Genomic DNA, 25,601 nt, shown 5'->3' with positions numbered 1-25,601 from the left:
AAGGATCGCACCCATGCCCTTACCGTACGTCTTCAGGACGGTGGACATCGACGGCCAGGCCATTCGCACCGCGGTACGCCCGGGCAATGGCCGGCTGACGCCGCTGTTGATCTTCAACGGCATCGGCGCCAACCTCGAGCTGGTGTTCCCCTTCGTTGCCGCGCTCGACCCAGACCTCGAGGTGATCGCCTTCGACGTGCCGGGGGTGGGCGGCTCGAGCACGCCGCGGCTGCCGTATCGCTTTCCCGGGCTGGCCCGGCTGGCGGCGCGCATGCTCGATTACCTCGACTACGGCCAGGTCAACGCCCTGGGGGTGTCGTGGGGCGGCGCCTTGGCCCAGCAGTTTGCCCACGACCACCCCGAGCGCTGCAAAAAGCTGGTGCTGGCGGCCACCTCGGCCGGCGCGGTGATGGTCCCCGGCAAGCCACGGGTGCTGATGCTGATGGCCAGCCCACGGCGCTACATACAGCCCTCGCACACCGTGCGCATCGCCCCGGAAATCTACGGCGGCAGCTTTCGCCGCGAGCCCGACCTGGCCATGGCCCACGCCAGCAAGGTGCGCTCGACCAGCAAGCTGGGCTACTACTGGCAACTGTTCGCCGGCCTGGGCTGGACCAGCGTGCACTGGCTGCACCACATCCACCAGCCGACCCTGGTGCTGGCCGGCGACGACGACCCGTTGATCCCGCTGATCAACATGCGCCTGCTGGCCTGGCGCATCCCCAATGCCCAGCTACACATCATCGATGACGGCCACCTGTTCCTGATCACCCGGGCCGGCTCAGTGGCGCCGATCATCATGAACTTCCTCGACGAGGAGCGCGACCGCGCGGTGGTGCACCCGCAACCGGCGGGGCAGGCCGCGACCAAGCCCAGCACCGTTGTGCATAAACCCGAACGCCCCAGGAGTGCCGCCAAATGAAGGACAAAGTCATCAAGGCCACCGTGCATTCACCGGCCGCGTTCATCAATGCGCAAAGCGCGATTACCGGGCTGTCTAGCCGTGACCTGCTCTCAACCCTCGGCAGCGTCGCCCGCCACGGCCTGCGCCACCCGCTGCACACCGCCCGCCATGCGCTCAACCTGGGCAGCCAGCTGGGCAAGGTCGCGCTGGGCGAGAGCCTGCACCAGCCCAACCCCCGCGACCGCCGCTTCAGTGACCCTTCATGGTCGCTCAACCCGCTGTACCGGCGTGGCCTGCAGGCCTACCTCAGTTGGCAAAAAGAAGTCCGCGAGTGGATCGAAGACAGCGGCATGCCGGATGACCAGCGCCTGCGCGCGCAATTCATGTTCGCCTTGCTGCACGATGCGTTCTCGCCCACCAACTCGTTGCTCAACCCGCTGGCGGTCAAGGAGCTGTTCAACTCCGGCGGCCTGAGCCTGCTGCGCGGCGCCGGGCACCTGCTCGACGACCTGCGGCACAACCACGGCCTGCCGCGCCAGGTCGGCCGCGATGCGTTCGAGATCGGCAAGAACCTGGCCACCACCGCCGGCGCGGTGGTGTACCGCAACGAGGTGCTGGAGCTGATCCAGTACGGCGCCATGAGCGAGAAACAACACAAGCGCCCGCTGTTGATCGTGCCGCCGCAGATCAACAAGTTCTACATCTTCGACCTCAGCCCGGCCGGCAGCTTTGTGCAATACGCCCTCAAGCACAACCTGCAGGTGTTCATGGTCAGCTGGCGCAACCCCGAGGCGCGGCACCGCGAGTGGGGCTTTTCCACCTACGTAGAGGCGCTGGAAGAAGCCCTCAACGCCTGCCGCTCGATCACCGGCAGCCGTGACCTCAACCTGCTGGGCGGCTGCGCTGGCGGCTTGACCATGGGGCTGCTGCAGGGCTACCTGTCGAAAAAGCGCCAGCTCGGGCGGGTGCACTGCGCCACCTACCTGGTCAGCCTGCTCGACAGCTACATCGACAGCCCGGCGTCGCTGTTCCTCGACGAAGAAACCCTCGAAGCCGCCAAGCGCCGCTCCTACCAAAAGGGTGTGCTGGAGGGGGGTGAGATCGCCCGGCTGTTCGCCTGGATGCGCCCCAACGAGCTGATCTGGAACCACTGGATCAACAACTACCTGCTGGGCAAAGAGCCGCCGGCGGACGACATCCTCTACTGGACCAACGACAACACCCGCTTGCCGGCGGCGCTGCACGGCGACCTGCTGGACTTCTTCAAGCACAACCCGCTGACCCGCGAAGGCGGCATGGAGATCCGCGGCCACGCCATTGACCTCAACCAGGTCGACGTCGAGACCTTCAGCGTGGCCGGCATCAACGACCACGTGACGCCTTGGGATTCGGTGTACCGCTCTTCGTTGCTGCTCGGCGGCAGCGGGCACCGCTTCATCCTGGCCAATGGCGGGCACATCCAGAGCATCCTCACCCCGCCCGGCAAGGCCAATGCCAGTTGGATGGAAAGCCCCAAGCTGCCCACCGACCCACGCGCCTGGTACTACGACGCCAAGGAGCACGAGGGCAGTTGGTGGCCGGAATGGCTGGGCTGGATACAAGAGCGCTCGGGCCCCACCAAAGAGCCGGTGCAATCCCTCGGCAGCGAGAAGTTTCCGGTGCTGGAGGCCGCGCCGGGCAGTTACGTACAGGGCCGATGAAAACCACCGAGCGCATCCTCGAATGCGCCCTGGGTTTGTTCAACCAGCTAGGCGAGCCGAATGTCACGCCGGTGCAGATCGCCTCGGCACTGGGCATCAGCCCGGGCAACCTGTACTACCACTACCACGGCAAAGAGCCGATCGTGCAGGCGCTGTTCGAGCGCTTTCGCGCCGACACCGCGCCGCTGCTGCACCCACCGGGCGGGGTGCGGCTGGCCACCGAAGAGCTGTGGTTGTTCCTCCACCTGCTGGCCGAATGCATGGCCGGCTACTGCTTTTTGTTCCAGGACCTGTCGAACCTGGCTGGGCGCATGCCGAAACTGGCGCGTGGCTTGCGCCAGTGGCTGGCGACCCTGCGCCAGGCGCTGGGGCGGGTGCTCGGCGCTTTGCACGCGGGCGGCACACTCAGCGCCAGCGGCCAGGCGCGCGCGGCCCTGGAGGAGCAATTGCTGTTCACCCTGGTGTTTAGCCCGGATTACCAGCGCGTGTTCGGCCAGCCACCAGACCCGGGGCGGGCAGTGCACCAGATGATGCTACTGCTGGCCCCGCACCTGGCGGCGCCGGCGCGCCAGGAAGTGGAAACCCTGGCGCTGAGCTACGCCCGCTAGGCGCCTCAGGCGCTGGCGGAAGGCGTGCTGGGCGGGGTGGCCGCCGGCGCCGGGCTGCTGGCCGAGTTGGCGCTGCTGGCCGAGGTGGCTGGCTTGGCGCTGGCAGGCTTCTTCACCGCGGGCTTTTTCGGCGCCGCTGGCTTGGCCGCGGCCGGTTTCGGCGCGGCCTTGGCCACGGGCTTTGGCGCAGCCTTGGCGGCCGGCTTGGGCACCGGCTTGGCCGGTTTGCTCGCCGCGGCCTTGCTCGCGGGTTTTTTCGCCGGTGCCGGCTTGAGCGGCGCGGTGCGCGCCACGGTCGGTGCCGGGGTGACTTCCTTCATCGAATGGCCGGTGAGTTTTTCGATCTGCCGGGTCAGGCTGTCGACCTTCTGGTGCAGGCTGGCCACCTCGTGGCGGCTCGGCACGCCGATGCGCGATATCGCGCTGTTCAGGCGCTTGTCGAAGGCCTCTTCCAGCTCGCTCCATTTGCCCAGGGCTTTTTCCTTCACCCCGCCCACGCGGCTTTTGGTGCCAGCCTTCACGCTGTCGACTTCGTCGCGGGCGATCTTCTCGGCCTTTTCGCCGTCTTCGACCAGGCTGTCGAACAGCTTGTTGCCGTCACTGCTGACCTTGGCATAAGCGCCCAGCCCCGCGAGCCAGATCTGCCGCGAGTACTTTTCGATGCCGGCAACCCAGCCGCCGGCTTCTTTTTCGAGTTTCTTCTTGCTAACCATGGGGTTCCTCACTGTTGCGAGTGGTGGGGGCTCAACCTTTGCGGGCAGCCAGCTCTACCAAGGCCTTGAGCTCATCGAGCTTGGCCGAGAGGGCGTCCATGTCACGCCGCGCCGGGATGCCGATACGGTTGAGGGCACCGGCCACGCGGGCATCGAAGGCGTCTTCCAGGCGGCTGACCTGCGCCTCGAGGCGGCCTTCGGTCTTGACCACGTCGAGCTTGGCCTGTTCCACCTCGGCCTCGAGCACCTTGCCTTCCTTGCGCACCCACTGCTTGCCGCGCTTCTCCACGCCTTCACCGGCCTTGATCAGTTCGTGGGCATAGTGCAGCCCGGCGCGGCCCAGCTTGGCGTAAAAACCGAGGCCGGCGAGGAACAGCTTGCGGGTGTACGAGCGCGCCTGGCGCGCGGCTTTTTCGACGGGTTCGGTGGGCACCGACACGGTTTTGCGTAGGGTCAGGGTTGCCATGCTGCACCTCCTTGAACAGGATGATCAAAGGTTGCCGGGCGTGAATGGCCCGTTCAACGGTGCAGCGTAGATGGGGAAATTAGAAAGGGCGGCCTAATTTGGGCAGGAGCAAGCTGAAAGGGAGAGAGGGCGAGAGGCAAGCGGCAAGCGGCAAGCGGCAAGCAAAGGCAAAAGCAAAAGCAAAACCCGCCCCCCACTTGCCACTTGCCCCTTGCCCCTTCCCGAAGGGCTCACCCCAAATACTTATCCAGCGCCTTGTTGATCTCCGCCTCGATCATCGGCGCCATCATCGACAGCATCATGCCCAGCTTCAACTCGACCTTGACCTTGTCTTCGGCCACGTGCACCTGCCCGGTGATGCCGCTGCGCTTGAGCTGCACGTGGTCACCTGCCCACTGGGCCTCGATGTCGTATTTGCTGACGAGCTTGTCAACCAGCTTTTCAGCGCGCTCATGGGCAACGCTGTAACCCAACTGGTGTTCGCGCTCAACGGTAATCTGGCTCATCGGCCACCTCGGTCAATTATCAAGGCGCTTATTCTAGCGGTGTCGGCGTGGTCGCAGACAAAGCTTGTGCGCAGGGATTAGAATGGCCGGTAATTTTTTCCGGTGACAGCGAAATGACTGAAGAGCGCAAAGGCGGCAACGCCGAACCCACCACCCATTTCGGCTACAAAAGCGTACCCGAAAGCCAGAAAGCGGAAAAAGTCGCCGAGGTGTTCCATTCCGTCGCCGCCAAGTACGACGTGATGAACGACCTGCTCTCCGGCGGCATGCACCGCTTGTGGAAGCGCTTCACCATCGAGCTGTCGGGCGTGCGCCCGGGCAACCGGGTGTTGGACATCGCCGGCGGCACCGGCGACCTGGCGCGCAAGTTCTCGCAACTGGTGGGCCCTACCGGTGAAGTGGTACTGGCCGACATCAACGCCTCGATGCTCAAAGTGGGCCGCGACCGCCTGCTCGACCTCGGTGTGGCCGGCAACGTGCAGTTCGTGCAGGCCGACGCCGAGAAGCTGCCGTTCCCCGATAACCACTTCGATTGCGTGACCATCGCCTTCGGCCTGCGCAACGTGACCCATAAAGAAGACGCCCTGCGCTCGATGCTGCGGGTGCTCAAGCCAGGCGGCCGGCTGCTGGTGCTGGAGTTCTCCAAGCCCACCAGCAAGTTGATGGCCAAGGCCTACGACGCCTACTCGTTCGCCTTCATGCCACTGGTGGGCAAGCTGGTGGCGAACGACGCCGCCAGCTACCGCTACCTGGCCGAATCGATCCGCATGCACCCCGACCAGGAAACCCTCAAGGCGATGATGGGCCAGGCCGGCTTCGACCGGGTCACCTACCACAACATGACCAGCGGCATCGTGGCCCTGCACCGGGGTATCAAGCCCTGATGCTCGAACGCGCCCTGCTGGCCAGCGCCGAGGCGGGCTTGAACCGAGCCCTGCGCATGGATGCCACTGCCCTGCCCCGCCTGCAAGCGCTGGCCGGCAGCGTGATCGAGGTCGACTGCCTGCGCCCGGCGCGCAAGCTGTACCTGCTGCCGGGTATCGACGGCATCCTGCTCGCCAACCACTGGGAAGCCCCGGCCAGTTGCGCACTGCGCGCGCCGGCCAGCCGGCTGGTCGAGCTGGCGGTGCGCCGCGACAAAACTGCGGTGCTGCACAGCGCCGACGTTGAGCTGCAGGGCGACAGCGGCCAGTTGATGGCGCTGGTGGCGGTGCTGCAAAGCCTCGAGCTGGACTGGGAGCACGAGCTGGCCCGCTGGCTTGGCCCGGTGGGCGCGGCGCTGCTCGGTGGCCACCTGCGCTTGCGCGGCCGCTGGGCGGCCCAAGGCGCCGGGCGGCTGCGCGAAAGCCTGGCCGATTACCTGAACGAAGAGGCACGCACCCTGGTCGGAAAGCGTGAAGCCGAAGCACGCCTGGGTGAGCTCGACGCCCTCAAGCTTGCCACCGACCGCCTGGAGGCCCGCCTCGCGCGCCTGTCCCGAACCCTTGATTCCAGCCAGAACGCATGAAGCTGCTCGCCGTCCGCCGCCTGTTCCGTATCCTGCGTGTAGGCATTCGCTACCGCCTCGATGACCTGATCCTGGCCCTGCCGCTGCCGTGGTGGCTGCGCATCTTCCGCCTGGCCATGCCCTGGCGCTGGCTGCCGCGGCGCAACCGCCAACTCAGCCGCGGCGCTTGCCTGCGCCTGGCGCTGCAGGACCTTGGGCCGATCTTCATCAAGTTCGGCCAGTTGCTGTCTACCCGCCGCGACCTGCTACCCAACGACATCGCCGACGAACTGATGCTGCTGCAAGACCGCGTGCCGCCGTTCGACCCCCAGCAGTCGATGCAGCTGATCGAGGCCCAACTGGGGGCGAAGATCACCCAGGTGTTCAGCCGCTTCGATGTCGAGCCGCTGGCCTCGGCCTCGGTGGCGCAGGTGCACGCCGCGCGCCTGAAGTCTGGCGAGGAAGTCGTGGTCAAGGTGGTGCGCCCAGGCCTGAGGCCGGTGATCAGCGGCGACCTCGCCTGGCTGTTCCTGCTCGCCCGGCTGGCTGAGTGGTTGTCTGCCGACGCGCGCCTGCTGCACCCGGTCGACGTAGTCGCCGACTATGAAAAAACCATCTACGACGAGCTCGACCTGCTCCGCGAGGCGGCCAATGCCAGCCAGCTGCGGCGCAACTTCGAAGGCTCGACGCTGCTGTACGTGCCGCAAATCTATTGGGACTGGTGCCGCCCGAAAGTGCTGGTGATGGAGCGCATCTACGGCGTGCCGGTCACCGACCTGGCCACCCTGGCGGACCAACGCACCGACATGAAGCTGCTCGCCGAGCGCGGCGTCGAGATTTTTTTCACCCAGGTGTTCCGCGACAGTTTCTTCCATGCCGACATGCACCCGGGCAACATCTTCGTCAGCACCGTGACCCCATGGGACCCGCAATACATCGCCATCGACTGCGGCATCGTCGGCAGCCTGACCCCGGAAGACCAGGATTACCTGGCGCGCAACCTGTTCGCGTTCTTCAAGCGCGACTACCGCCGGGTGGCGCAGTTGCACATCGATTCGGGCTGGGTGCCGGCGCAAACCAAGCTGAATGAATTCGAAGCGGCGATCCGCACGGTGTGCGAGCCGATCTTCGAAAAACCGCTGAAAGACATCTCCTTCGGCCAGGTACTGATGCGCCTGTTCCAGACCGCGCGGCGCTTCAACATGGAAGTGCAGCCGCAACTGGTGCTGCTGCAAAAAACCCTGCTCAACATCGAGGGCCTGGGCCGCCAGTTGTACCCCGACCTCGACCTGTGGAGCACCGCCCAACCGTACCTGGAGCGCTGGATGCGCGAGCGGGTAAGCCCGAAAGGGCTGTTCCGTAATGCCCAGTCACAATTTGAGCAGTTGCCGTACCTGGCCGGGATGGCCCGCGACTTGCTGGAGCGTATGTCGGCGCCCCACCATGAAGACCCACCACCGCCGTGGAAGCACAGCAGCCGGGTGTTCGCGCTGCGGCTGGTGGGTGGCATCCTGCTCGCCGGTGGTGGCGTGATGGCCAACAGCGGCACGGCGATCGACACCCTGCAAGCCTGGCCGGCCTGGGTGATGCTGGCCACCGGTTTGTATCTGGTCGTGCGTGGATAGCCACTGGCCGCGGTGGCTGGCACTATAGAAAGAGTTTCGGAGTAGAACATGAAAGACTGGCTCGACGAGATCAACTGGAACAGCGACGGCCTGGTACCGGCCATCGCCCAGGATCACAAGACCGGGCGCATCCTGATGATGGCCTGGATGAACCGCGAATCCCTGGCCCTCACCGTGGCCGAAAACCGCGCCATCTACTGGTCGCGTTCGCGCGGCAAGCTGTGGCGTAAAGGCGAAGATTCCGGCCACGTGCAGCACCTGCACGAACTGCGCCTCGACTGCGACGCCGACGTGATCGTGCTCAGCGTTGAGCAGGTGGGCCAGATCGCCTGCCACACCGGCCGCGAAAGCTGCTTCTACCGGGTGCTGCAAAACGGCGCCTGGAACACCGTCGAGCCCGTGCTCAAAGACCCAGCCGCCATCTACCATGCGGGGCACAGCCATGAGTGATACTCTCAGCCGCCTGGCCGCCGTGCTCGAAAGCCGCAAGGCCGCCGAGGCAGACACCTCCTACGTGGCCAGCCTGTATAAAAAGGGCTTGAACAAGATTCTGGAAAAGCTCGGCGAAGAGTCGATCGAGACGATCATTGCCGCCAAGGACGCCGAGAAAACCGGCGATTGCAGCGATGTCATCTACGAGACCGCCGATCTGTGGTTCCATAGCCTGGTGATGCTCGCCCAACTGGGGCAGCATCCGCAGGCGGTTCTGGACGAACTCGACCGGCGCTTCGGGCTATCTGGCCACGATGAAAAAGCCGCCCGCGCGCCGTCCGCCTGACCGATTACATTCGAGGAATTGACCATGGGTATTTTTGACTGGAAGCACTGGATCGTCATCCTGATCGTCGTGGTGCTGATCTTCGGTACCAAGAAGCTGAAAAACCTCGGCGCCGACGTGGGCGAAGGCATCAAGGGCTTCCGCAAGGCCATGAACGACGGCGAGAAAGAAGACCAACCGCAGCCGCCGCAAGAGCCACCCCGCGCGCAAACCAGCTCGCCGCTGAACCAGCAGCCGCACACCATCGACGGCCAGCACCACAAGGTCGAAGAGCCAGCGCGCAAGGATTGACCCATGTTCGGGATCAGCTTTAGCGAATTGTTGCTGGTCGGGCTGGTCGCCCTGCTGGTGCTCGGCCCTGAGCGCCTGCCGGGTGCCGCCCGCACCGCCGGGCTGTGGATTGGCCGGCTCAAGCGCAGCTTCAATTCGATCAAGACCGAAATCGAGCGCGAGATCGGCGCGGATGAAATCCGCCGCCAACTGCACAACGAGCACATCCTTTCGCTGGAGCAGGAAGCGCGCAAAATCCTCAACCCCGAGGCCGAGCACAAGCCCGCGGCGCCACCGGCCAACCCCGCCGAGGGTAGCCATGGCAGCGTGCCCACGGCACCGCAGGCCGCCGACCCCGCCGCCCCGCAACAGGCCGAACTGCCGCTGGCGCCCAGCGCGCCCACGCCGCCCACCGCGCCCCACGACTCGACGAAAGCACCATGAGCGATTTGCCCGAACACGACCAGCCGATGCCGCTGGTCTCGCACCTGACTGAACTGCGCACGCGCCTGTTGCGCTGCGTCGCGGCCGTGTTCCTGGTGTTCGCGGGGCTGTTTTCCTTTGCCCAGCAGATCTACACCATCGTTTCCGCGCCATTGCGCCAGTACCTGCCAGCCGGCGCGACGATGATCGCCACCGACGTCGCCTCGCCGTTCCTGACGCCGTTCAAGCTGACGATGATCGTCTCGCTGTTCATCGCGATCCCGATCATCCTCCACCAGATCTGGGGCTTCATTGCCCCCGGCCTGTACAAGCATGAAAAACGCGTGGCGGTGCCGCTGCTGGTGTCGAGCATCTTTCTGTTCTACGCCGGCATGGCCTTCGCGTACTTTTTCGTGTTCCCGCTGATGTTCAAGTTCTTCGCCTCGGCCACCCCCGATGGGGTGTCGATGATGACCGACATCACCGCCTACCTCGACTTCGTCATGACGCTGTTCTTCGCCTTTGGCGTGGCGTTTGAAATCCCCGTGGCCGTGGTGCTGCTGGTGTGGATCGGCGTGGTCGACGTGAAGTACCTGAAAAAAGCCCGGCCGTACGTGATCATCGGCTGCTTCGTGGTCGGCATGATCCTCACTCCGCCAGACATCTTCTCGCAAACCCTGCTCGCCGTGCCGATGTGGATGCTGTTCGAAGTGGGTGTGTTGTGCAGTGGGCTGATCCGCAAGCGCGGCGACGCCCCGGACGAAGCCCCCAGCGAAGACGGCAAACCGCCTGTGCCACGCGCGTGAACCTGCTCTTGCTCGAAGAGGCCGACTTCATCGCGGCCGACCGCGTGGTGCTGCGTGACCGCCGCCTGACCCACCTGCATGAAGTGCACCGCACCGAAGCCGGCGCGCGCCTGCGCGTGGGCCGGGTCGGCGGCCTGATGGGCGAAGCGCTGGTCGAACGGCTGGGCACCCATGAGGCGGAGCTATTGGTCAGCTTCGACCAAGCGCCGCCGGCCAAGCTGCCGCTGACCCTGGTGCTGGCCCTGCCGCGGCCAAAGATGCTGCGCCGGGTGTTTCAAACCGCCGCCACCCTCGGCGTGCCGCGGTTGATCCTGGTGAACAGCTACCGGGTGGAAAAAAGCTTCTGGCAAACCCCGTTCCTGCAGCCCCAGGCCATCCGCGACAACCTGGTGCTGGGCCTGGAGCAGGCGCGCGACACCGTGCTGCCCGAGGTGATCATCGAAAAACGCTTCAAGCCCTTCGTCGAAGACCGCCTACCGGCCCTGGCCGCTGGCACCCTGGGGCTGGTCGGCCACCCCGGCGCCTACCCGGCCTGCCCCCGTGGCGTAAGCGCGCCGGTGACCCTGGCGATCGGCCCGGAAGGCGGCTGGATCCCCTATGAAATCGACCTGCTTGGCCAGGCAGGCCTGGCGCCGGTGCAGATGGGCGAGCGGATTCTACGCGTTGAAACCGCCGTCACCGCCCTGCTGGCGCGGCTGTTCTAGGCGCGATTACAAGCAAAGAATCAGGCTGGTCTACAGTTTCCTTGTCCTGCGCCGATCACTACGCGTGGAATCTGCACATCGACAAGGAGTTCATGATGCCTGCCTCTTCCGAAGGCCTGTTCGCTGACCTCAGCGTACGTTACAAACTAGCCCTGGGCTTCGGCCTGATCCTCTGCCTGACCGTGCTGATCGCCTTGATCGGCTGGGCCGGGTTGTCTTCCTTAACCGAGCGTGGAGACAAACTGGCCGCGGTGTCCGAAATGGGCGCGCTGGCCCGCGACATGCGCATCAACCGCCTGAATTATTCGCAAAACCGCGATGCCACCCATGCCGGCAGCATGCGCGCCACCCTCGACAGCGCCGACAGCGTGGCCAAGCAAACCCGCGCCCTGCTGACTGCCCCTGAAGACGTGCAACGCACAGACCAGTTCATTGCCGCGGTGGCCGACTACCGCGCCCAGTTCGCCGCGTTGGTGGCCATCGACCAGGGCGGCAGCGGCGATGCCCAGCAGCCCCTGGGCCGCATGCAAGCGATCGGCAGCCAACTGCTCGACCTCAGTAGCGCGATCACCCAATCGCAAACCGCCAAGCGCGACAGCGACAGCACCCGCGCCAAGGCGCTGCTCGGGGGCGGCGCGCTGGCCGCGCTGCTGCTGGGGCTGGCCGGTGCCTGGCTGATCACCCGGCAGATCGTGTTGCCGCTGCGGCGTACCGTCGAAGCGGTCAACCGGGTAGCCGATGGCGACCTGACGCAAAACCTCAACAGCCAACGCCGGGATGAACTGGGCCAACTGCAGCAAAGCATCGCGCGGATGAACCAGAACCTGCGCCAGCTCATCAACGGCATCGCCGACGGCGTGCGGCAGTTGGCCAGTGCCGCCGAGGAGTTGTCGGCGGTGACCGAACAAACCAGCGCCGGGGTGGCCAACCAGAAGCTTGAAACCGACCAGGTGGCCACGGCTATGAACGAGATGGTCGCCACCGTGCAAGACGTCGCGCGCAATGCCGAACAGGCCAGCGAAGCCGCCACCGCGGCGGACCAACAGGCCCGCGAAGGGGACCGGGTGGTGGGCGAGGCCGTGGGCCAGATCGAGCGCCTGGCGCTGGAGGTGCAGCGCTCCAGCGAGGCCATGGGCCGGCTGGAGAAGGAGTCGGAGAAGATCGGCGGGGTGTTGGTGGTGATCAAGTCGGTGGCGGAGCAAACCAACCTGCTGGCGCTCAACGCGGCGATCGAAGCGGCCCGCGCCGGCGAAGCCGGGCGCGGCTTTGCGGTGGTGGCCGATGAGGTGCGCAGCCTGGCCCAACGCACCCAGCAATCCACCGAAGAAATCGAAGGCCTGATTGCCGGCCTGCAAAGCGGCACCCAACAAGCGGCCAGCGCCATGGGCAACAGCCGCTCGCTGACGGAGCACAGCGTAGACCTCACCCGCCGCGCCGGTACCGCGCTGGGCAGCATCAACCGCACGGTATCGGCGATCCAGTCGATGAACCAGCAGATCGCCACGGCGGCCGAGCAGCAAAGCGCGGTGGCCGAGGCGATCAACCAGAGCATCGTCAATGTGCGGGGAGTGTCTGAGCAGGCTGCTTCGGCCAGCGAGGAAACCGCGGCCTCCAGCATGGAACTGGCGCGGCTGGGCACGGAGCTTCAGGGGATGGTGGCGCGGTTCAAGGTGTAGGGCCGCCTGTGACGGCCCATCGCCCGGCACAGCCGGCCTCCCACCAGATGTGTAAATGCTCGGTTTACGAGCCAACACAGAACCTGGTGGGAGGCCGTGGTCCGGCACTCCGGCTGTGCCGGGCGAAGGGCCCACCAGCCTTGAGGCGATCAGGCCAACTGCGCGGCCTGCACCTCGGGCTGCAGCGGCAGCGCCGGCGCATGAGGGTCGGCGGCGAGCGAGTCACGCCAGGCCTTCAGCCATGGCTCGCTGCGTTCTTCCCACACACGCTGGTGCAAGCGCGCCAGGGCGATCGGGTCGCTGAGGATCGCCAGGCGGTCGTTGCCCTTGATCGAACCTGGGCCACCTTCCAGCGCCTTGGCGATCCAGCGCTCGCGGTTGCCCTCGATCAGCGCATGGCCAGGCTTGTGCCGGGCGGTTGCCAGGGCGCAGGCCAGGGCGTTCTGGCGGGGGTCGACCACACTGCGCACGAAGCCGTCTTTCAGCGCGTGGTAGCGGTTCTCGTAGGTGTAGCGGTCGGTCGCGGCCAGCGCTTCAGGCACGTTGTACTCTTCCGGGATGAGGAAGAATTTTTCGTCCTTGGCGCGCAGGCCGAGGTTGGTGCGGCTGGAAATCACCGACACCGGGATCGCCATCATCAACGACACCACGATCGGCGCCAGCCACCACAGGAAGCTTGGGTTCAGCCACCACACCAGCAGCGACCACAGCGCCCCCAGCACGAACTGCGAACCGTGGCGGCGCACCGCCTCGCTCCATGGGGTGGAGTCGTCGTCACGCTGCGGCGAGTTCCACACCGCCGCCCAGCCGAGGAACGCGGCCAGCACGAAGCGGGTGTGGAACAGCATGCGCACCGGCGCCAACAGCATCGAGAAAAGCATCTCGACCAGCATCGACACCGTCACCTTGAAGCGCCCGCCGAACTCCGTCGCGCCCTGGGCCCAGATCAGCACGATGCTGAGCAACTTGGGCAGGAACAACAGCACCACCGTGGTGGAGAACAGCGCGATGGCTTTGTCTGGGTGCCACTGCGGCCACAGCGGGTACAGCTGCCGCGGCTCGAGGAAGTACGCCGGCTCCATCAGGGTGTTCACCGCCAACAGCGCGGTCGACAACACCAGGAAGAAGAACCACAGCGGCGCCGACAGGTAGGACATCACCCCGGTCAGGAACACCGCGCGGTGCACCGGGTGCATGCCCTTGACCAGGAACAGGCGGAAGTTCATCAGGTTGCCGTGGCACCAGCGGCGGTCGCGCTTGAGCTCGTCGAGCAGGTTGGGCGGCAGTTCTTCGTAGCTGCCAGGTAGGTCGTAGGCGATCCACACGCCCCAGCCGGCCCGGCGCATCAGCGCCGCTTCAACGAAGTCGTGGGAAAGAATAGCCCCGGCGAACGAACCCTTGCCCGGCAACGGCGCCAGCGCGCAGTGCTCGATGAACGGCTTCATGCGGATGATCGCGTTGTGGCCCCAGTAGTGGGATTCACCCAACTGCCAGAAGTGCAGGCCAGCGGTGAACAGCGGGCCGTACACGCGGGTGGCGAACTGCTGCAGGCGCGCATAGAGGGTATCCATGCCCGAGGCCTTCGGCGCGGTCTGGATGATGCCGGCATCTGGCGAGGCTTCCATCAGCCGCACCAGGCTGGTGAGGCATTCACCGGTCATCACGCTGTCGGCGTCGAGCACCACCATGTAGCGGTAGTCTCCGCCCCAGCGGCGGCAGAAGTCGTCGAGGTTACCGCTTTTGCGTTTCACGCGGCGGCGCCGGCGGCGATAGAAGATGCGCCCGAAACCACCGGTCTCGCGGCACACATCAAGCCAGGCCTGTTGCTCGGCCACGGCGATGTCGCCGTCGTAGCTGTCGCTGAGCACGAAGAAATCGAAGCGGTCGAGGTCACCGGTGGCGGCCACCGATTCGAAGGTCGCGCGCAGGCCGGCGAACACCCGTGGTACGTCTTCGTTACAGATCGGCATCACCAGTGCGGTGCGCGCGCCCGGCTCGATCGGCTCGGAGCCGGCGCTGGCACCGGAAATCCGGTACTTGTCGCGGCCGGTGAGCAGCTCGAGAAAGCCCATCAGGGCTGTCCAGAAACCCGCCGACACCCAGCAGAAGAGGATCCCGAAGAGGATCAGAATGCTGGTTTGCAGTACATACGGCAGCACCTGTTGGGCGCTGATCAGGATGGGCTGGCGGGCCACCTCCTGCAGGTCGACCAGGGCCCAGCCTTGGTACGGCATCAGGCCCTTCATGTAATAACCGGCCACAATCGTTTGGCCGATCATCAGGATCAACAGGATGTACCGGCGCAGCGAGCCGACCATGCGCCAGCGGGCCTTGGGCAGGTCGCGCTTGTCGCTGGTGGGCTGCGGGGTTTGCGGCTTGCCGGTCAGGCGCCGCCAGCCACGGGTGACCAGGTTGGTCTTCCATGGCTCGGGCACCACGCGGGTGCGGTTGATCGGTGGGGTGGCCTTGAGCTTCACCCGCCCGGCCGGGTCGAGCACGAGCATTTCTTGCTCGTGCAGGTCGGCGGCGCTGCCGACGGTCAGGCGTGGCCCGACCGAGGCTTGGGCGTTGCCATCGGCCGAGGGTTTCTCGGCCAGGCGCTCGTGCAGTTCAGCGAAGGAACCGCAGCGCGAGAGTTCCGCGCGCTGCTGCTCACTCAGGGGCAGATGGGCCAGGTATTCGCTGATCGACTCTGGCTGTTGCTGTGGATTAGTCATCGGCGGGCAACTGGTAGCTCCAGGTCTCGGTCAGCACTTCTTCCTGCTTGACCGGCTCGGCTGGGGTGGGCGCAGCCTCTGCAGGCTGCTCAACTTTGGCGTCGGCCGGCTTGTCGGCCTTCGCGCCCTTGGCGGGATCTTGCGCGGCGACCTTGTCGGCCTTGGCCTTCTCGGCCTTGGCTTTTTCTGCCTTGGCGGCCTCTTCCTTGGCCTTCTCGGCCTTGGCGGCTTCTTCCTTGGCGGCATCGGCCTTGGCGTCGGGGTTGACCACGTCCTGCACCAGGGCAGCACGCATTTCGACGTTCTTGCTTGGGTCTTTCACCTTGACCCGCAGGGTCAGGCGCCAGCCCTGGGTTTCAGGGTTGTAGCGCACGCTGTTCTCGACCACGTCGGCGTTGTCGCTGACGCTGACCTGGCTGCGCACCGGGGCATCTTCGAGCATGGCCTTGAGTTTCGGCCCTTCGAAGTCGACCAGGAAGGCCACGCTGCCGTCAGGCTGGCGCACCAGGTTGGACTGCTTCACGTCACCGGTGGAGCGCAAGGTCTGCTTGACCCAGGCTACATCTGGCGAGTGCACGGCGTCTTCGTCCATGGTCCAGTGGATGCGGTAGTTGGCTTCGAGCGGCTGGCCTTTTTCCGGCAGCTTCTCGGGGTTCCAGTAGGCCACGATGTTGTCGTTGGTTTCGTCACCGGTCGGGATCTCGACCAGGTTGACGGTCCCCTTGCCCCAATCGCCGCGGGTTTCGACCCAGGCGCTCGGGCGCTTGTCGTAGCGGTCGTCGAGGTCTTCGTAGCGGTAGAACTCACGGCCACGCTGCAGCAAACCGAAGCCTTTCGGGTTCTCGATGGTGAAACTGCTCACCGAGAGGTGCTTGGGGTTGTTCAGCGGGCGCCAGATCCACTCACCGTTGCCGTTGGCAATCGCCAGGCCGCTGGAGTCGTGCAGCTCACGGCGGAAGTTGAGCACTTTCGACGGCTGATTGGCACCGAACAGGTACATGCTGGTGAGCGGCGCAACGCCCAGGCGGCTGACTTGGTCACGCAGGTAGATGCGCGACTGCACGTCGACCACGCTGTCGCTGCCCGGGCGCAGCACCAGGCGGTAGGCACCGGTGGAGCGCGGCGAATCGAGCAGTGCGTAGATGATCAGCTGCTTGTCTTCGGGGTTGGGTTTTTCGATCCAGAATTCCTTGAAGCGTGGGAATTCCTCACCCGACGGCGCGGCGGTGTCGATCGCCAGGCCACGGGCCGACAAGCCATACACCTGGCCCTTGCCGACCACGCGGAAGTAGCTGGCGCCGAGCATGGTCATGACTTCGTCGAGTTTGTCTGACTTGTTGATCGGGTACATCACCCGGAAGCCCGCCCAACCGAGGTTTTCGGTGGTTTTCGGGTCGAACTGCAGGTCACCGTAGTCGAACCGGGCCGGGTCGTACTTGATCTCTTCAACGGTGGTGGCGGTCACCTCGTTGATTTTCACCGGCGTGTCGAACTGCATGCCCTGGTGGTAGAACGACAGCTTGAACGGGGTTTTGTCTTCAGCCCATTCGACCTTGTCGCGGCGGAAGTGGATCTTCTGGTAATCGGCGAACTTCAGGTCGCGGAATGCCGGCGGCAGGTTGCTTTTGGGCGCTTCGAACTTCTGCCCGGCCAGGTCTTTGGCCTTGGCGGCAACGTCGTCCAGGCTGAAAGCCCAGGCCGGTGCCGAGGTCATCAGGCACGCCAGAGCAGCCCCGCTCAGCAAGGCCGCCCATAGCCTTCCGGCAGTTGTTCTTTCTTTGTTACAAGGACTAACAATCACGAGCTACCCTCGCCGAAAACAGATCATTGAACCAACGGCCAGCTGAAAATTGCCGGGTTGGCGAGCATTGTTCGGACTCCCAAAGGGCTAAATGATTCCCTTGGCCAGCCCCGGACGCTTGAACTTCGAGCCTACCCGGTTTGGCAAAACCGTGAATCCCTGGCGCGCGATTATCTAGCAGCCTGCTAAAGAGCGCATCAGGGCAAGTGAACAATTTAAGCTACAAACCGCATTTTTTGCTGCGTGGGCGGGTTTTTTTGGTGGGTAGCCAGCATGGGTGGCCACTACATGGCCAAGGGTGGCCGATACGCCGCCCTCTTATACCTGCAGCATGAAGGTAACCGGGCCATCGTTGACCAGGTGCACCTGCATGTCGGCGCCAAACTGGCCGCTGCCCACCTGGGGGTGTTTGGCTTGGGCCTGGGCCAGCAGGTAGCTGAACAGTTGCGCGCCCAACTCGGGCGGCGCGGCGGTGGAAAAGCTCGGGCGCATGCCGTTGCGGGTGTCGGCGGCCAGGGTGAACTGCGACACCAGCAGCAAGCCACCCTGCACATCCACCAACGAGCGGTTCATCTTGCCGTCGGCGTCGCTGAACACCCGGTAGCCGAGCAGTTTGTGCAGCAGTTTGTCGGCGTGGGCGGGGGTGTCTTGCGGCTCGACCGCAACCAGCACCAGCAGGCCGTGGTCGATCGCACCGACCACCTCGCCAGCCACCTCGACCCGCGCGCCGCGCACGCGCTGCAGCAGGCCCCTCATGCTTCTTCGAGGGGCAGGTCGAGCAAGCGCCGGGCCATCTGGTCGGCGGCGCGCACCAGGGCGTCGGTGATGCCCGGCTCGGAAGCGGCATGGCCGGCGTCGCGAATCACCTTCAGCTCGCTGTTCGGCCAGGCCTGGTGCAGCTCCCAGGCGTTGTCCAACGGGCAGATCACGTCGTAGCGGCCATGCACGATCACCGCCGGCAGGTGGGCGATCTTGTGCACGTCGCGGATCAGTTGATCCGGCTCGAGGAAGGCATTGTTGACGAAATAATGGGTTTCGATGCGGGCAATCGACAGCGCCCGCGACGGCTCGGAGAAACGGTCGACCACCAGCGGGTTGGGGCGCAGCGTGGCGGTGCGGCCTTCCCACATCGACCAGGCCTTGGCGGCGTGCATCTGGGCGATCTGGTCGCTGCCGGTGAGGCGCTTGTAGAAGGCCTTGAGCAGGTCGCCGCGTTCGTCGGCCGGGATCGGCGCGAGGTAATCCTGCCAGTAGTCGGGGAACATCCGGTTGGCGCCTTCCTGGTAGAACCAGCGGATTTCCTGCGGGCGGCAGAGGAACACGCCGCGCAGGATCAACCCGTGCACGCGCTCAGGGTGCTTTTGCGCGTAGGCCAGCGCCAGGGTGGACCCCCACGAACCGCCGAACAGCACCCACTTGTCGATGCCCAGGTGCTCACGGATGCGCTCGAGGTCGGCGACAAGGTCCCAGGTGGTGTTGTTTTCGAGGCTGGCATGGGGCGTGGAGCGCCCGCAGCCGCGCTGGTCGAAGGTGACGATGCGGTACAGGTTGGGGTCGAAATAGCAGCGGCTGGCGGCGTCGCACCCGGCGCCTGGGCCACCGTGGATGAACACCACCGGCAAGCCATGCGGCGACCCGCTTTCATCGACGTACAACACATGGGGCGCTTCCACGGCCAGATCATGCCGGGCGTAGGGTTTGATCTGCGGGTACAAGGTCTGCATCAGACGCTCCGTAAGGGGAAGATTCTGCCGTTGGCATCATAAACCCTAATCGCGGCAGGGAGATAGGCGTGCTTCACAACACCGCGAAGGCCCGCCGCTGCACGAAACGGTCGACGTAGGCGTCTGCCGGGTGGCTGAGGATCTCCCGCGGGGTGCCCACCTGCACCAGCCTGCCGTCACGCAAGATGGCAATCCGGTCGCCCAGGCGCAGGGCTTCGTCGAGGTCGTGGGTGATGAACACGATGGTTTTGCGCAGGCGCTGCTGCAGCGTGCGCAGTTGGTCTTGCATGTCGGCGCGGATCAACGGGTCGAGCGCGCTGAAGGCTTCGTCCATCAGCAGGATGGGCGTGTCGACCGCCAGGGCCCGGGCCAGCCCCACGCGCTGGCGCATGCCGCCGGAAAGCTGCCCCGGATAGGCCTGCTCGAAGCCCTTGAGGCCGACCGTTTCGACCCAGGCCATGGCCTGCTCGGCGCACTCGGCGGGGCGCCCCCCGCGCAGGCGCAGGCCATAGGCCACGTTGCCCAGCACGGTTTTGTGCGGCAGCAGCGCGAAGCTCTGGAAGACCATGCTCACCTGCTGCCGGCGGTACTCGCGCAAGGCCTTGGGGTTGAGCGCCAGCACGTTTTGGCCGCCGACCAGGATGCGCCCCTGGGTGGGGTCTATCAGCCGGTTGAGGTGGCGCACCAGGGTCGACTTGCCCGAGCCCGACAACCCCATGATCACGAAACACTCGCCGGCGGCGATGCTCAGCGAAACGTCCGCCACCCCCACCACGCAGCCGGTGCGGGCGAGGATTTCGTCTTTGCCCAGGCCCTGGGCGAGCAGTTCGAGCGCCGACCGCGGCTGCCGGCCGAACACCTTGGTCACCTGTTGCAGCTCGATCGCGGCCATCATTCACCTCGCCGGCGCGGTTGGCCATAGGCCTGGGTGATGCGGTCGATCACCACCGCCAGCGCGACGATCGCCAAGCCGGCCTCCAGGCCGCGGCCGATGTTGAGGGTCTGGATGCCGGTGAGCACGTCTTCGCCCAGGCCGCGGGCGCCGATCATCGAGGCGATCACCACCATCGACAGGGCCATCATGGTGGTCTGGTTGATGCCGGCCATGATGCTCGGCAGCGCCAGCGGCAACTGCACGCCGAACAACTGCTGCCACGGGGTGGCGCCAAAGGCGTTGGCGGCCTCGAGCACTTCTTTGTCGACCTGGCGGATGCCCAGGTCGGTGAGCCGCACCACCGGGGCGATGGCGTACACCACGGTGGCGAAGATCGCCGGCACCTTGCCCAGGCCGAACAGCATCAGCACCGGGATCAGGTACACAAAGCTGGGCAGGGTCTGCATCACGTCGAGCACCGGCATCAGCACCCAGCGCAGGCGCGGCCAGCGCGCCGCCAGAATACCCAGCGGCACGCCCAGCAGCACCGCCAGGGCGGTGGCCACCAGCATCAGCGCCAGGGTTTGCATGAGTTTGTCCCACAACCCCACGCTGCCTACCAAAAACAGCAGCAGCATCACCACCAGCGCCGTGAACCAACGCCGGCTGGCGTGCCAGGCCAGCGCCCCGGCCAGCAGCAACAACAGCCACCAGGGCGTGGCGCGCAGCAAGCCCTCAAGGCGCACCAGCGCCCACAGCAGGCTGTCGGACACCTCGCGCAGGGTGTCACCGTAGCGCGCCACCAATTGGTCGACGGCGCGGTTGACCCACTCGGCAATGGAAAAGGTAAGGCTGTCGGGGAACATGGGCGGCTCGCTTGGGCTTCTGGCTAGAAGCCTAGACCACGCCGCCAAGGGAATGATCAGCGGGTAAAGCGGCCTTCGAGGCGGTGCCGGGTACCTGGGTGGATCAGCCGCGCCAGGGTCACCGGGTGGCGGCCCGACCAGGTGCGCCGGCGGATCAACAAGCACGGTTCGTTTTCCGGAATCTGCAGCCACTGGCACTCTTGCGGCTCGGCCAGGATCGCCTCGACCAAGTGCTCGCCCTCAGTCAACGGCGCCACGCGGTTGAGGTAGGAGTACGGGGTTTCGCCGAGAAAATCCTGCTGCAGGTAATCCGGGGCGATGGTGGGGTTCACGTAGCGGTCTTCGATCTGCACCGGCATGTCGTTCTCGAAGTGCAGCAGCACCGAATGGAACAGCCGCTGGCCTTCGCGGATGTCGAACGCCGCGGCCATGTGCGCGCTGGCCGGGGCTTCGTGCATTTCCAGCACCTGGCAGCGGTGGCGGTGGCCGCGCTGGCGGATTTCATCGGCGATGTTGTGCACTTCGAACAGCGCCGACTGGGTTTTCGGCTCGGCCACGAAGGTGCCTACGCCCTGCATGCGCACCAGCAAGCCTTCGGCGGTGAGCTCGCGCAGGGCGCGGTTGATGGTCATGCGGCTGAAGCCCAGCTCGCTGACCAGCTCGCTTTCGGACGGCACGCGGTAATGCGGCGGCCAACTGCCGTTGTTGATCTGCTGGGTGATCATCTGCTTGACCCGGGCATACAGCGGCGCGGGGCTGTCACCCATCTGCGCGCTGAGCGAGTGGGGAATGGGCGGTGTCGGCATGAAAACCCCGGAAAACAATGACAGATGGGGCGCAGTGTAACCGCGTGGCCAGCCGCTGCATATGTCTATACAAGCTGGCTATTTGCCAATATCCGAGTCCGAGACCCGCCAGATCAGCCGGCTGGTGTCATAGCCCTGCTGGCGGGCCTTGGCCATCAGCAGTTGGCGGATGTCTTCCGGTACCGTGCGGCTGCGTGACAGCAGCCAGAGGTATCGGCGGTTGGGGTTGCCGACGATCGCCAGCTTGTAGTCGTCGCTGACGTACAGCACCCAGTAGTCACCCTTGGTGATGCCCGGGAACATCCGCGAGAAGCCGTTATCGAACTGCACCCAGAGTTTGTCGGCCTTGCCCTTCACCTGCTCGCTGGCGGTGCCATGGGCCTGCTCCCACTCGCCTTGCTGGGTGCGGCAACGGTTGAGCACGTCGACCGTGCCGCTGGGGGTGAGCTGATAGGTGGCTTCGGACTGCGCGCAGTTGCGCTGGAAGAACATCGGCAGGCGTGCCTGCTCATACCAGGTGCCCTGGTAGCGTTCGAGGTTCACCGGCCCGGCGGTGTGCGGGGCGATGTCTGGCCCGGAAGAGGCGCAGCCGGCCAACAGGCCCAGTAACAGGGCCGCCATCAGGGCTTTCATTTCAAGCCCTGTGCGGTGTACAGCACCACTTTGTCGGCGGCGAACTGAATGCTGACGAAACGCTGGTCGTCGCCCCAGGTGCAACTGGTCATCGCCAGGGCGCCGGAGCACTTGGCCGGCTCGCCGAGCAGTTGTTCTACCGATGCGCGAGGCATGCCGGTTTCGATTTTGGAATAGTTCTCCAGCGTCAGCTTGTTACAGCCAGCGAGCAGGAGGCAGAAGGTGCACAGCGCCAAAACACGGGAAGACATCAAAACACTCCGAGCCAGGGGTGACCCTTGGAACACCGTAACGGCGGGCAGTTCCCGACCGATGGAAATTCTGATGGCCTATCGCCCCGGCACCGCCGCGCGCGAAGGGCCATCCATTTGAAATAACACCCTCACCTTCGGCAGATAAACGGTACCCATGGGCATTCATGTTTTGGTCACAAAGGCCGAAATCCTGACCAGCCGCGCTGGGTTCACGATACCCGGCGCGCACTCCGATTAGCCCAATGCCACGAGCCACCGAGCTATGCGCACACATAATTTGAAATTCAGCCACAAGATCCTGCTCGTTGCCGGGTTGATCGTGGCGATCGCCTTTGCCTTGTTCGTGCTGTTCAACGATTACCGCCAGCGCCAAACGTTGCGCGAGAGCACCGAAGCCTCGATGCGTGACCTCGGCCGGCTGACCACCAGCAACATCCAGAGCTGGCTGCAGGGCCGCATCGAGCTGTTGCAGTCGATGGGCCAGCAGCTGGCCAGCCAAGGCGCGGAGCCGGCCAACCTGCCGGGTATCGTCGGCCTGCCGGCGTACCCGGCGAACTTCCAGTTGAGCTACTTCGGCAGCGCCGAAGGCTTGATGTTCTCGGTGCCCGCCGGCAACCGCCCGGCCGACTACGACCCGCGCGCCCGCGGCTGGTACAAGGCCGCCAGCAGCGCCGGGCAAACCATCGTCACCGAACCCTACGTGGCCGCCTCCAGCGGCAAGCTGGTAGTGACCGTGGCCGCCCCCGTGCAGCGCGCCGGCCAACTGATCGGCGTGGCCGGCGCCGACATCGACATGGCGCGCATCAGCGAAATCATCAACTCGCTGAACTTCAACGGCCACGGCCATGCGTTCATCGTCAGTGCCGCCGGCAAGATCCTCGTGCACCCCGACAACAAGCTGGTGCTGAAAACCCTCGCCGAAGCCTTCCCCCAGGGCGCGCCCAGCCTCACCCCCGGCTTGAAGGAGGTCGAGCAGGCCGGCAAGACCGAATTCGTCGCCTTTACCCATATCGATGGGGTGCCCTCGGCCGACTGGTACGTTGGCCTGGTGCTGGACCGCGACGCCGCCTACAGCATGCTCGGTGAATTCCGCACCAGCGCGGCGATCGCCACGTTGATTTCGGTGGCGATCATCATCCTGCTGCTGGGTGTGCTGATCCGTGTGCTGATGGCGCCGCTGCACGTGATGGGCCGCGCCATGCAAGACATCGCCGAAGGTGAAGGCGACCTCACCCGGCGCCTGGCCATCCATGGCAACGACGAGTTCGGCCAATTGGGCATGGCCTTCAACCGCTTCGTCGAGCGCATCCACGAGTCGATCCGCGAGGTGTCGTCGGCCACCGCCCAGGTGCATGAAGTGGCTGGCCGCGTAACCCAGGCCTCCAACGCGTCGATGCACAACTCCGACCAGCAGGCCAACCGCACCAGCAGTGTGGCCGCGGCCATCAACGAGCTGGGCGCCGCCGCCCAGGAGATCGCCCAGAACGCCGCCCTCGCCTCGCAGCACTCCAGCGACGCGCGCAACCTGGCCAGCGAAGGCCAGAGCGTGGTCGAGCGCACCATCGCGGTGATGGGCCAACTGTCGAGCAAGATCAGCGATTCGTGCAGCAACATCGAAACCCTGAACACCAACACGGTGAACATCGGGCAAATTCTCGAGGTGATCACCGGGATTTCCCAGCAAACCAACCTGCTGGCGCTCAACGCCGCGATCGAAGCAGCCCGCGCCGGCGAGGCCGGCCGCGGCTTTGCAGTGGTGGCTGATGAAGTGCGCAACCTCGCACACCGCACCCAGGAGTCGGCGCAGCAGGTGCAGAAGATCATCGAGGAGTTGCAGGTGGGCGCGCGCCAGGCGGTGGCGATGATGACCGAAAGCCAGAGCCAGAGCGAAAACAGCGTGGGCATCGCCAACCAGGCCGGCGAGCGGCTGGGCAGCGTGACCCAACGCATTGGCGAGATCGACGGGATGAACCAGTCGGTGGCCACCGCCACCGAGGAGCAGACCGCGGTGGTCGATACCATCAACCAGGACATCACCGAGATCAACACCCTCAACCAGGAGGGTGTGGAAAACCTTCAGGCTACCTTGCGCGCCTGCGGCGACCTCGAGCAGCAGGTCAACCGCCTGAAGCAGCTGGTCGGCAGCTTCAGGATCTGACCCGGCCCGCCCGCTGCCCATGGGGCGGCGGGCAACCCCGGCTTACTGGTGGTAGCCGGTCACGCGCTCGACTTCTTCCTTCGACCCGAGGAACACCGCCACGCGCTGGTGCAGGCCTTCGGGCTCGATGTCGAGGATGCGCTGGTGGCCATCGGTAGAGGCGCCGCCGGCCTGCTCGATGATGAACGACATCGGGTTGGCTTCGTACATCAAGCGCAGCTTGCCCGGCTTGGCCGGCTCGCGGCTGTCACGCGGGTACATGAACATGCCGCCGCGGGTGAGGATGCGGTGCACGTCGGCGACCATCGAGGCGATCCAGCGCATGTTGTAGTTCTTGCCCAGCGGGCCTTCCTTGCCGGCCAGCAGCTCGTCGACGTAACGCTTGACCGGGGCTTCCCAGTGGCGCTCGTTCGACATGTTGATGGCGAACTCGGCGGTGCTTTCCGGGATGCGGATGTTCTCGTGGGTCAGGGCGAAGCTGCCCATCTCGCGGTCGAGGGTGAAGCCGATCACGCCGTCGCCCAGGGTCAGCACCAGCATCGTTTGCGGGCCGTAGATGGCGTAGCCGGCGGCGACCTGCTTGGTGCCCGGCTGCAAGAAGGCTTTTTCGTTGAGGGTGTCGTTCTGGCTGAGGTATTCATCCGGGCAGCGCAGCACCGAGAAGATGGTCCCGACCGACACGTTCACGTCGATGTTCGACGAGCCGTCGAGGGGGTCGAACACCAGCAGGTAGGCACCTTTGGGGTACTTGCCAGGGATCTGGTAGGCGTTGTCCATTTCTTCGGAGGCCATGCCGGCCAGGTGGCCGCCCCACTCGTTGGCCTCGAGCAGGATTTCGTTCGACAGCACGTCGAGTTTCTTCTGCACTTCACCTTGCACGTTCTCGGTGCCCATGCTGCCCAGCACCCCACCGAGGGCACCCTTGGACACGGCATGGCTGATTTCCTTACAGGCACGCGCGACCACTTCGATAAGGAAGCGCAGATCGGCAGGGGTGTTGTTGCTGCGGGTCTGCTCGATCAAATAGCGGCTGAGGGTAACGCGGGACATGGAAGAGCTCCGTTCAAGGGGAGTGAAAAACCCGCGCAGTGTACAGGGCGGGC

General features: G+C 65.3%; 27 protein-coding genes. 14 read left to right on the top strand and 13 right to left on the bottom strand.

The annotated features are described in order from the left end of the window. Nucleotides 1–13: 13 nt before the first annotated feature. From phaZ to ACFZCE_RS09320, 3 genes are read left to right on the top strand one after another with little or no spacing between them, the layout of a single operon-like run. Nucleotides 14–922: a poly(3-hydroxyalkanoate) depolymerase gene (phaZ, locus tag ACFZCE_RS09330; protein WP_390938237.1), complete on the top strand. Its 909-nt coding sequence runs from the start codon at nt 14–16 to the stop codon at nt 920–922. Beyond that, on the top strand, nt 919–2,604 hold the full coding sequence (gene phaC / locus ACFZCE_RS09325) for a class II poly(R)-hydroxyalkanoic acid synthase (protein ID WP_390938235.1): 1,686 nt from the start codon (nt 919–921) through the stop codon (nt 2,602–2,604). The genes phaZ and phaC overlap by 4 nt, the downstream gene beginning before the upstream one ends. After that, nucleotides 2,601–3,212 (top strand): TetR/AcrR family transcriptional regulator, encoded by a 612-nt coding sequence (locus ACFZCE_RS09320; protein WP_390938234.1) that lies wholly within the window; start codon nt 2,601–2,603, stop codon nt 3,210–3,212. The genes phaC and ACFZCE_RS09320 overlap by 4 nt, the downstream gene beginning before the upstream one ends. 5 nt (nt 3,213–3,217) lie before the next feature. Here the strand turns inward: ACFZCE_RS09320 and ACFZCE_RS09315 are convergent, their stop codons facing one another. From ACFZCE_RS09315 to ACFZCE_RS09305, 3 genes are all read right to left on the bottom strand, one after another. After that, nucleotides 3,218–3,925 (bottom strand): phasin family protein, encoded by a 708-nt coding sequence (locus ACFZCE_RS09315; protein WP_390938232.1) that lies wholly within the window; start codon nt 3,923–3,925, stop codon nt 3,218–3,220. A gap of 31 nt (nt 3,926–3,956) precedes the next feature. After that, the gene (locus ACFZCE_RS09310) at nt 3,957–4,391 is read right to left on the bottom strand and encodes a phasin family protein (RefSeq protein WP_390938230.1); all 435 of its coding nucleotides are present in this window, start codon (nt 4,389–4,391) and stop codon (nt 3,957–3,959) included. 230 nt (nt 4,392–4,621) lie between these two features. Continuing rightward, nucleotides 4,622–4,897 (bottom strand): polyhydroxyalkanoic acid system family protein, encoded by a 276-nt coding sequence (locus ACFZCE_RS09305; protein WP_390938228.1) that lies wholly within the window; start codon nt 4,895–4,897, stop codon nt 4,622–4,624. A gap of 113 nt (nt 4,898–5,010) precedes the next feature. Between ACFZCE_RS09305 and ubiE the strand changes: the two genes are divergently transcribed. From ubiE to ACFZCE_RS09255, 10 genes are all read left to right on the top strand, one after another. Continuing rightward, entirely contained in the window at nt 5,011–5,781 is a 771-nt protein-coding gene (ubiE, locus tag ACFZCE_RS09300; protein WP_390938226.1) for a bifunctional demethylmenaquinone methyltransferase/2-methoxy-6-polyprenyl-1,4-benzoquinol methylase UbiE, read from the top strand. Further along, nucleotides 5,781–6,404, top strand: a complete 624-nt coding sequence (locus tag ACFZCE_RS09295; RefSeq protein ID WP_390938224.1) for an SCP2 sterol-binding domain-containing protein — start codon at nt 5,781–5,783, stop codon at nt 6,402–6,404. Before ubiE ends, ACFZCE_RS09295 begins: the two co-directional genes overlap by 1 nt. Continuing rightward, complete coding sequence (gene ubiB, locus ACFZCE_RS09290) at nt 6,401–8,008, top strand: ubiquinone biosynthesis regulatory protein kinase UbiB (RefSeq protein ID WP_390938222.1); 1,608 nt, start codon at nt 6,401–6,403, stop codon at nt 8,006–8,008. Before ACFZCE_RS09295 ends, ubiB begins: the two co-directional genes overlap by 4 nt. A 48-nt stretch (nt 8,009–8,056) precedes the next feature. Continuing rightward, complete coding sequence (gene hisI, locus ACFZCE_RS09285; RefSeq protein WP_390938219.1) at nt 8,057–8,458, top strand: phosphoribosyl-AMP cyclohydrolase; 402 nt, start codon at nt 8,057–8,059, stop codon at nt 8,456–8,458. Continuing rightward, a complete protein-coding gene (locus tag ACFZCE_RS09280; protein WP_390938218.1) occupies nt 8,451–8,786 on the top strand; it encodes a phosphoribosyl-ATP diphosphatase in 336 nt (111 codons plus the stop codon). Before hisI ends, ACFZCE_RS09280 begins: the two co-directional genes overlap by 8 nt. Nucleotides 8,787–8,810: 24 nt before the next feature. Beyond that, on the top strand, nt 8,811–9,077 hold the full coding sequence (locus ACFZCE_RS09275; protein WP_390938216.1) for a twin-arginine translocase TatA/TatE family subunit: 267 nt from the start codon (nt 8,811–8,813) through the stop codon (nt 9,075–9,077). A gap of 3 nt (nt 9,078–9,080) precedes the next feature. Then, a complete protein-coding gene (tatB, locus tag ACFZCE_RS09270) occupies nt 9,081–9,500 on the top strand; it encodes a Sec-independent protein translocase protein TatB (RefSeq protein ID WP_390938214.1) in 420 nt (139 codons plus the stop codon). Continuing rightward, a complete protein-coding gene (gene tatC / locus ACFZCE_RS09265; protein ID WP_390938213.1) occupies nt 9,497–10,285 on the top strand; it encodes a twin-arginine translocase subunit TatC in 789 nt (262 codons plus the stop codon). The genes tatB and tatC overlap by 4 nt, the downstream gene beginning before the upstream one ends. After that, nucleotides 10,282–10,989, top strand: a complete 708-nt coding sequence (locus ACFZCE_RS09260; RefSeq protein ID WP_390938211.1) for a 16S rRNA (uracil(1498)-N(3))-methyltransferase — start codon at nt 10,282–10,284, stop codon at nt 10,987–10,989. The genes tatC and ACFZCE_RS09260 overlap by 4 nt, the downstream gene beginning before the upstream one ends. Nucleotides 10,990–11,084: 95 nt before the next feature. After that, nucleotides 11,085–12,665, top strand: a complete 1,581-nt coding sequence (locus tag ACFZCE_RS09255; RefSeq protein ID WP_390938209.1) for a methyl-accepting chemotaxis protein — start codon at nt 11,085–11,087, stop codon at nt 12,663–12,665. 149 nt (nt 12,666–12,814) lie between these two features. Here ACFZCE_RS09255 and mdoH read toward each other — a convergent pair whose 3' ends face one another. The 9 genes from mdoH to ACFZCE_RS09210 all read right to left on the bottom strand — a co-directional run bounded on the left by mdoH (nt 12,815) and on the right by ACFZCE_RS09210 (nt 22,337). Next, nucleotides 12,815–15,382 carry a glucans biosynthesis glucosyltransferase MdoH gene (gene mdoH / locus ACFZCE_RS09250; RefSeq protein ID WP_390938207.1) on the bottom strand — a complete coding sequence of 856 codons (2,568 nt, stop codon included), beginning with the start codon at nt 15,380–15,382 and terminating at the stop codon, nt 12,815–12,817. Beyond that, nucleotides 15,375–17,183, bottom strand: coding sequence for a glucan biosynthesis protein (locus ACFZCE_RS09245; protein WP_390938205.1), 1,809 nt, complete (start codon nt 17,181–17,183; stop codon nt 15,375–15,377). Before ACFZCE_RS09245 ends, mdoH begins: the two co-directional genes overlap by 8 nt. Before the next feature lie 318 nt (nt 17,184–17,501). Further along, entirely contained in the window at nt 17,502–17,939 is a 438-nt protein-coding gene (dtd, locus tag ACFZCE_RS09240) for a D-aminoacyl-tRNA deacylase (RefSeq protein ID WP_390938203.1), read from the bottom strand. Further along, on the bottom strand, nt 17,936–18,907 hold the full coding sequence (gene pip / locus ACFZCE_RS09235) for a prolyl aminopeptidase (protein ID WP_390938202.1): 972 nt from the start codon (nt 18,905–18,907) through the stop codon (nt 17,936–17,938). The genes dtd and pip overlap by 4 nt, the downstream gene beginning before the upstream one ends. Before the next feature lie 73 nt (nt 18,908–18,980). Continuing rightward, nucleotides 18,981–19,802, bottom strand: coding sequence for a betaine/proline/choline family ABC transporter ATP-binding protein (locus tag ACFZCE_RS09230; RefSeq protein ID WP_390938201.1), 822 nt, complete (start codon nt 19,800–19,802; stop codon nt 18,981–18,983). Next, a complete protein-coding gene (locus tag ACFZCE_RS09225) occupies nt 19,799–20,647 on the bottom strand; it encodes an ABC transporter permease subunit (RefSeq protein ID WP_390938200.1) in 849 nt (282 codons plus the stop codon). Before ACFZCE_RS09225 ends, ACFZCE_RS09230 begins: the two co-directional genes overlap by 4 nt. Before the next feature lie 56 nt (nt 20,648–20,703). Then, nucleotides 20,704–21,453: a histidine utilization repressor gene (hutC, locus tag ACFZCE_RS09220; RefSeq protein WP_390938198.1), complete on the bottom strand. Its 750-nt coding sequence runs from the start codon at nt 21,451–21,453 to the stop codon at nt 20,704–20,706. A gap of 78 nt (nt 21,454–21,531) precedes the next feature. Further along, complete coding sequence (locus ACFZCE_RS09215; RefSeq protein ID WP_390938196.1) at nt 21,532–22,086, bottom strand: lipocalin family protein; 555 nt, start codon at nt 22,084–22,086, stop codon at nt 21,532–21,534. Beyond that, nucleotides 22,083–22,337, bottom strand: coding sequence for a hypothetical protein (locus ACFZCE_RS09210; RefSeq protein WP_390938194.1), 255 nt, complete (start codon nt 22,335–22,337; stop codon nt 22,083–22,085). The genes ACFZCE_RS09215 and ACFZCE_RS09210 overlap by 4 nt, the downstream gene beginning before the upstream one ends. Before the next feature lie 265 nt (nt 22,338–22,602). On the opposite strand from ACFZCE_RS09210, the gene ACFZCE_RS09205 reads away from it, so the two are divergent. Beyond that, entirely contained in the window at nt 22,603–24,498 is a 1,896-nt protein-coding gene (locus ACFZCE_RS09205) for a methyl-accepting chemotaxis protein (RefSeq protein ID WP_390938192.1), read from the top strand. Nucleotides 24,499–24,540: 42 nt separating this feature from the next. Here ACFZCE_RS09205 and ACFZCE_RS09200 read toward each other — a convergent pair whose 3' ends face one another. Further along, the gene (locus ACFZCE_RS09200) at nt 24,541–25,548 is read right to left on the bottom strand and encodes a class 1 fructose-bisphosphatase (protein ID WP_390938191.1); all 1,008 of its coding nucleotides are present in this window, start codon (nt 25,546–25,548) and stop codon (nt 24,541–24,543) included. Nucleotides 25,549–25,601 lie beyond the last annotated feature (53 nt).

The sequence above is a fragment of the Pseudomonas sp. NPDC007930 genome (genome assembly GCF_042958985.1).
Taxonomy (GTDB): domain Bacteria; phylum Pseudomonadota; class Gammaproteobacteria; order Pseudomonadales; family Pseudomonadaceae; genus Aquipseudomonas.
Note: the sequence above shows the minus strand (reverse complement) of the source record. Positions and strands in the feature narration are given on the sequence as shown.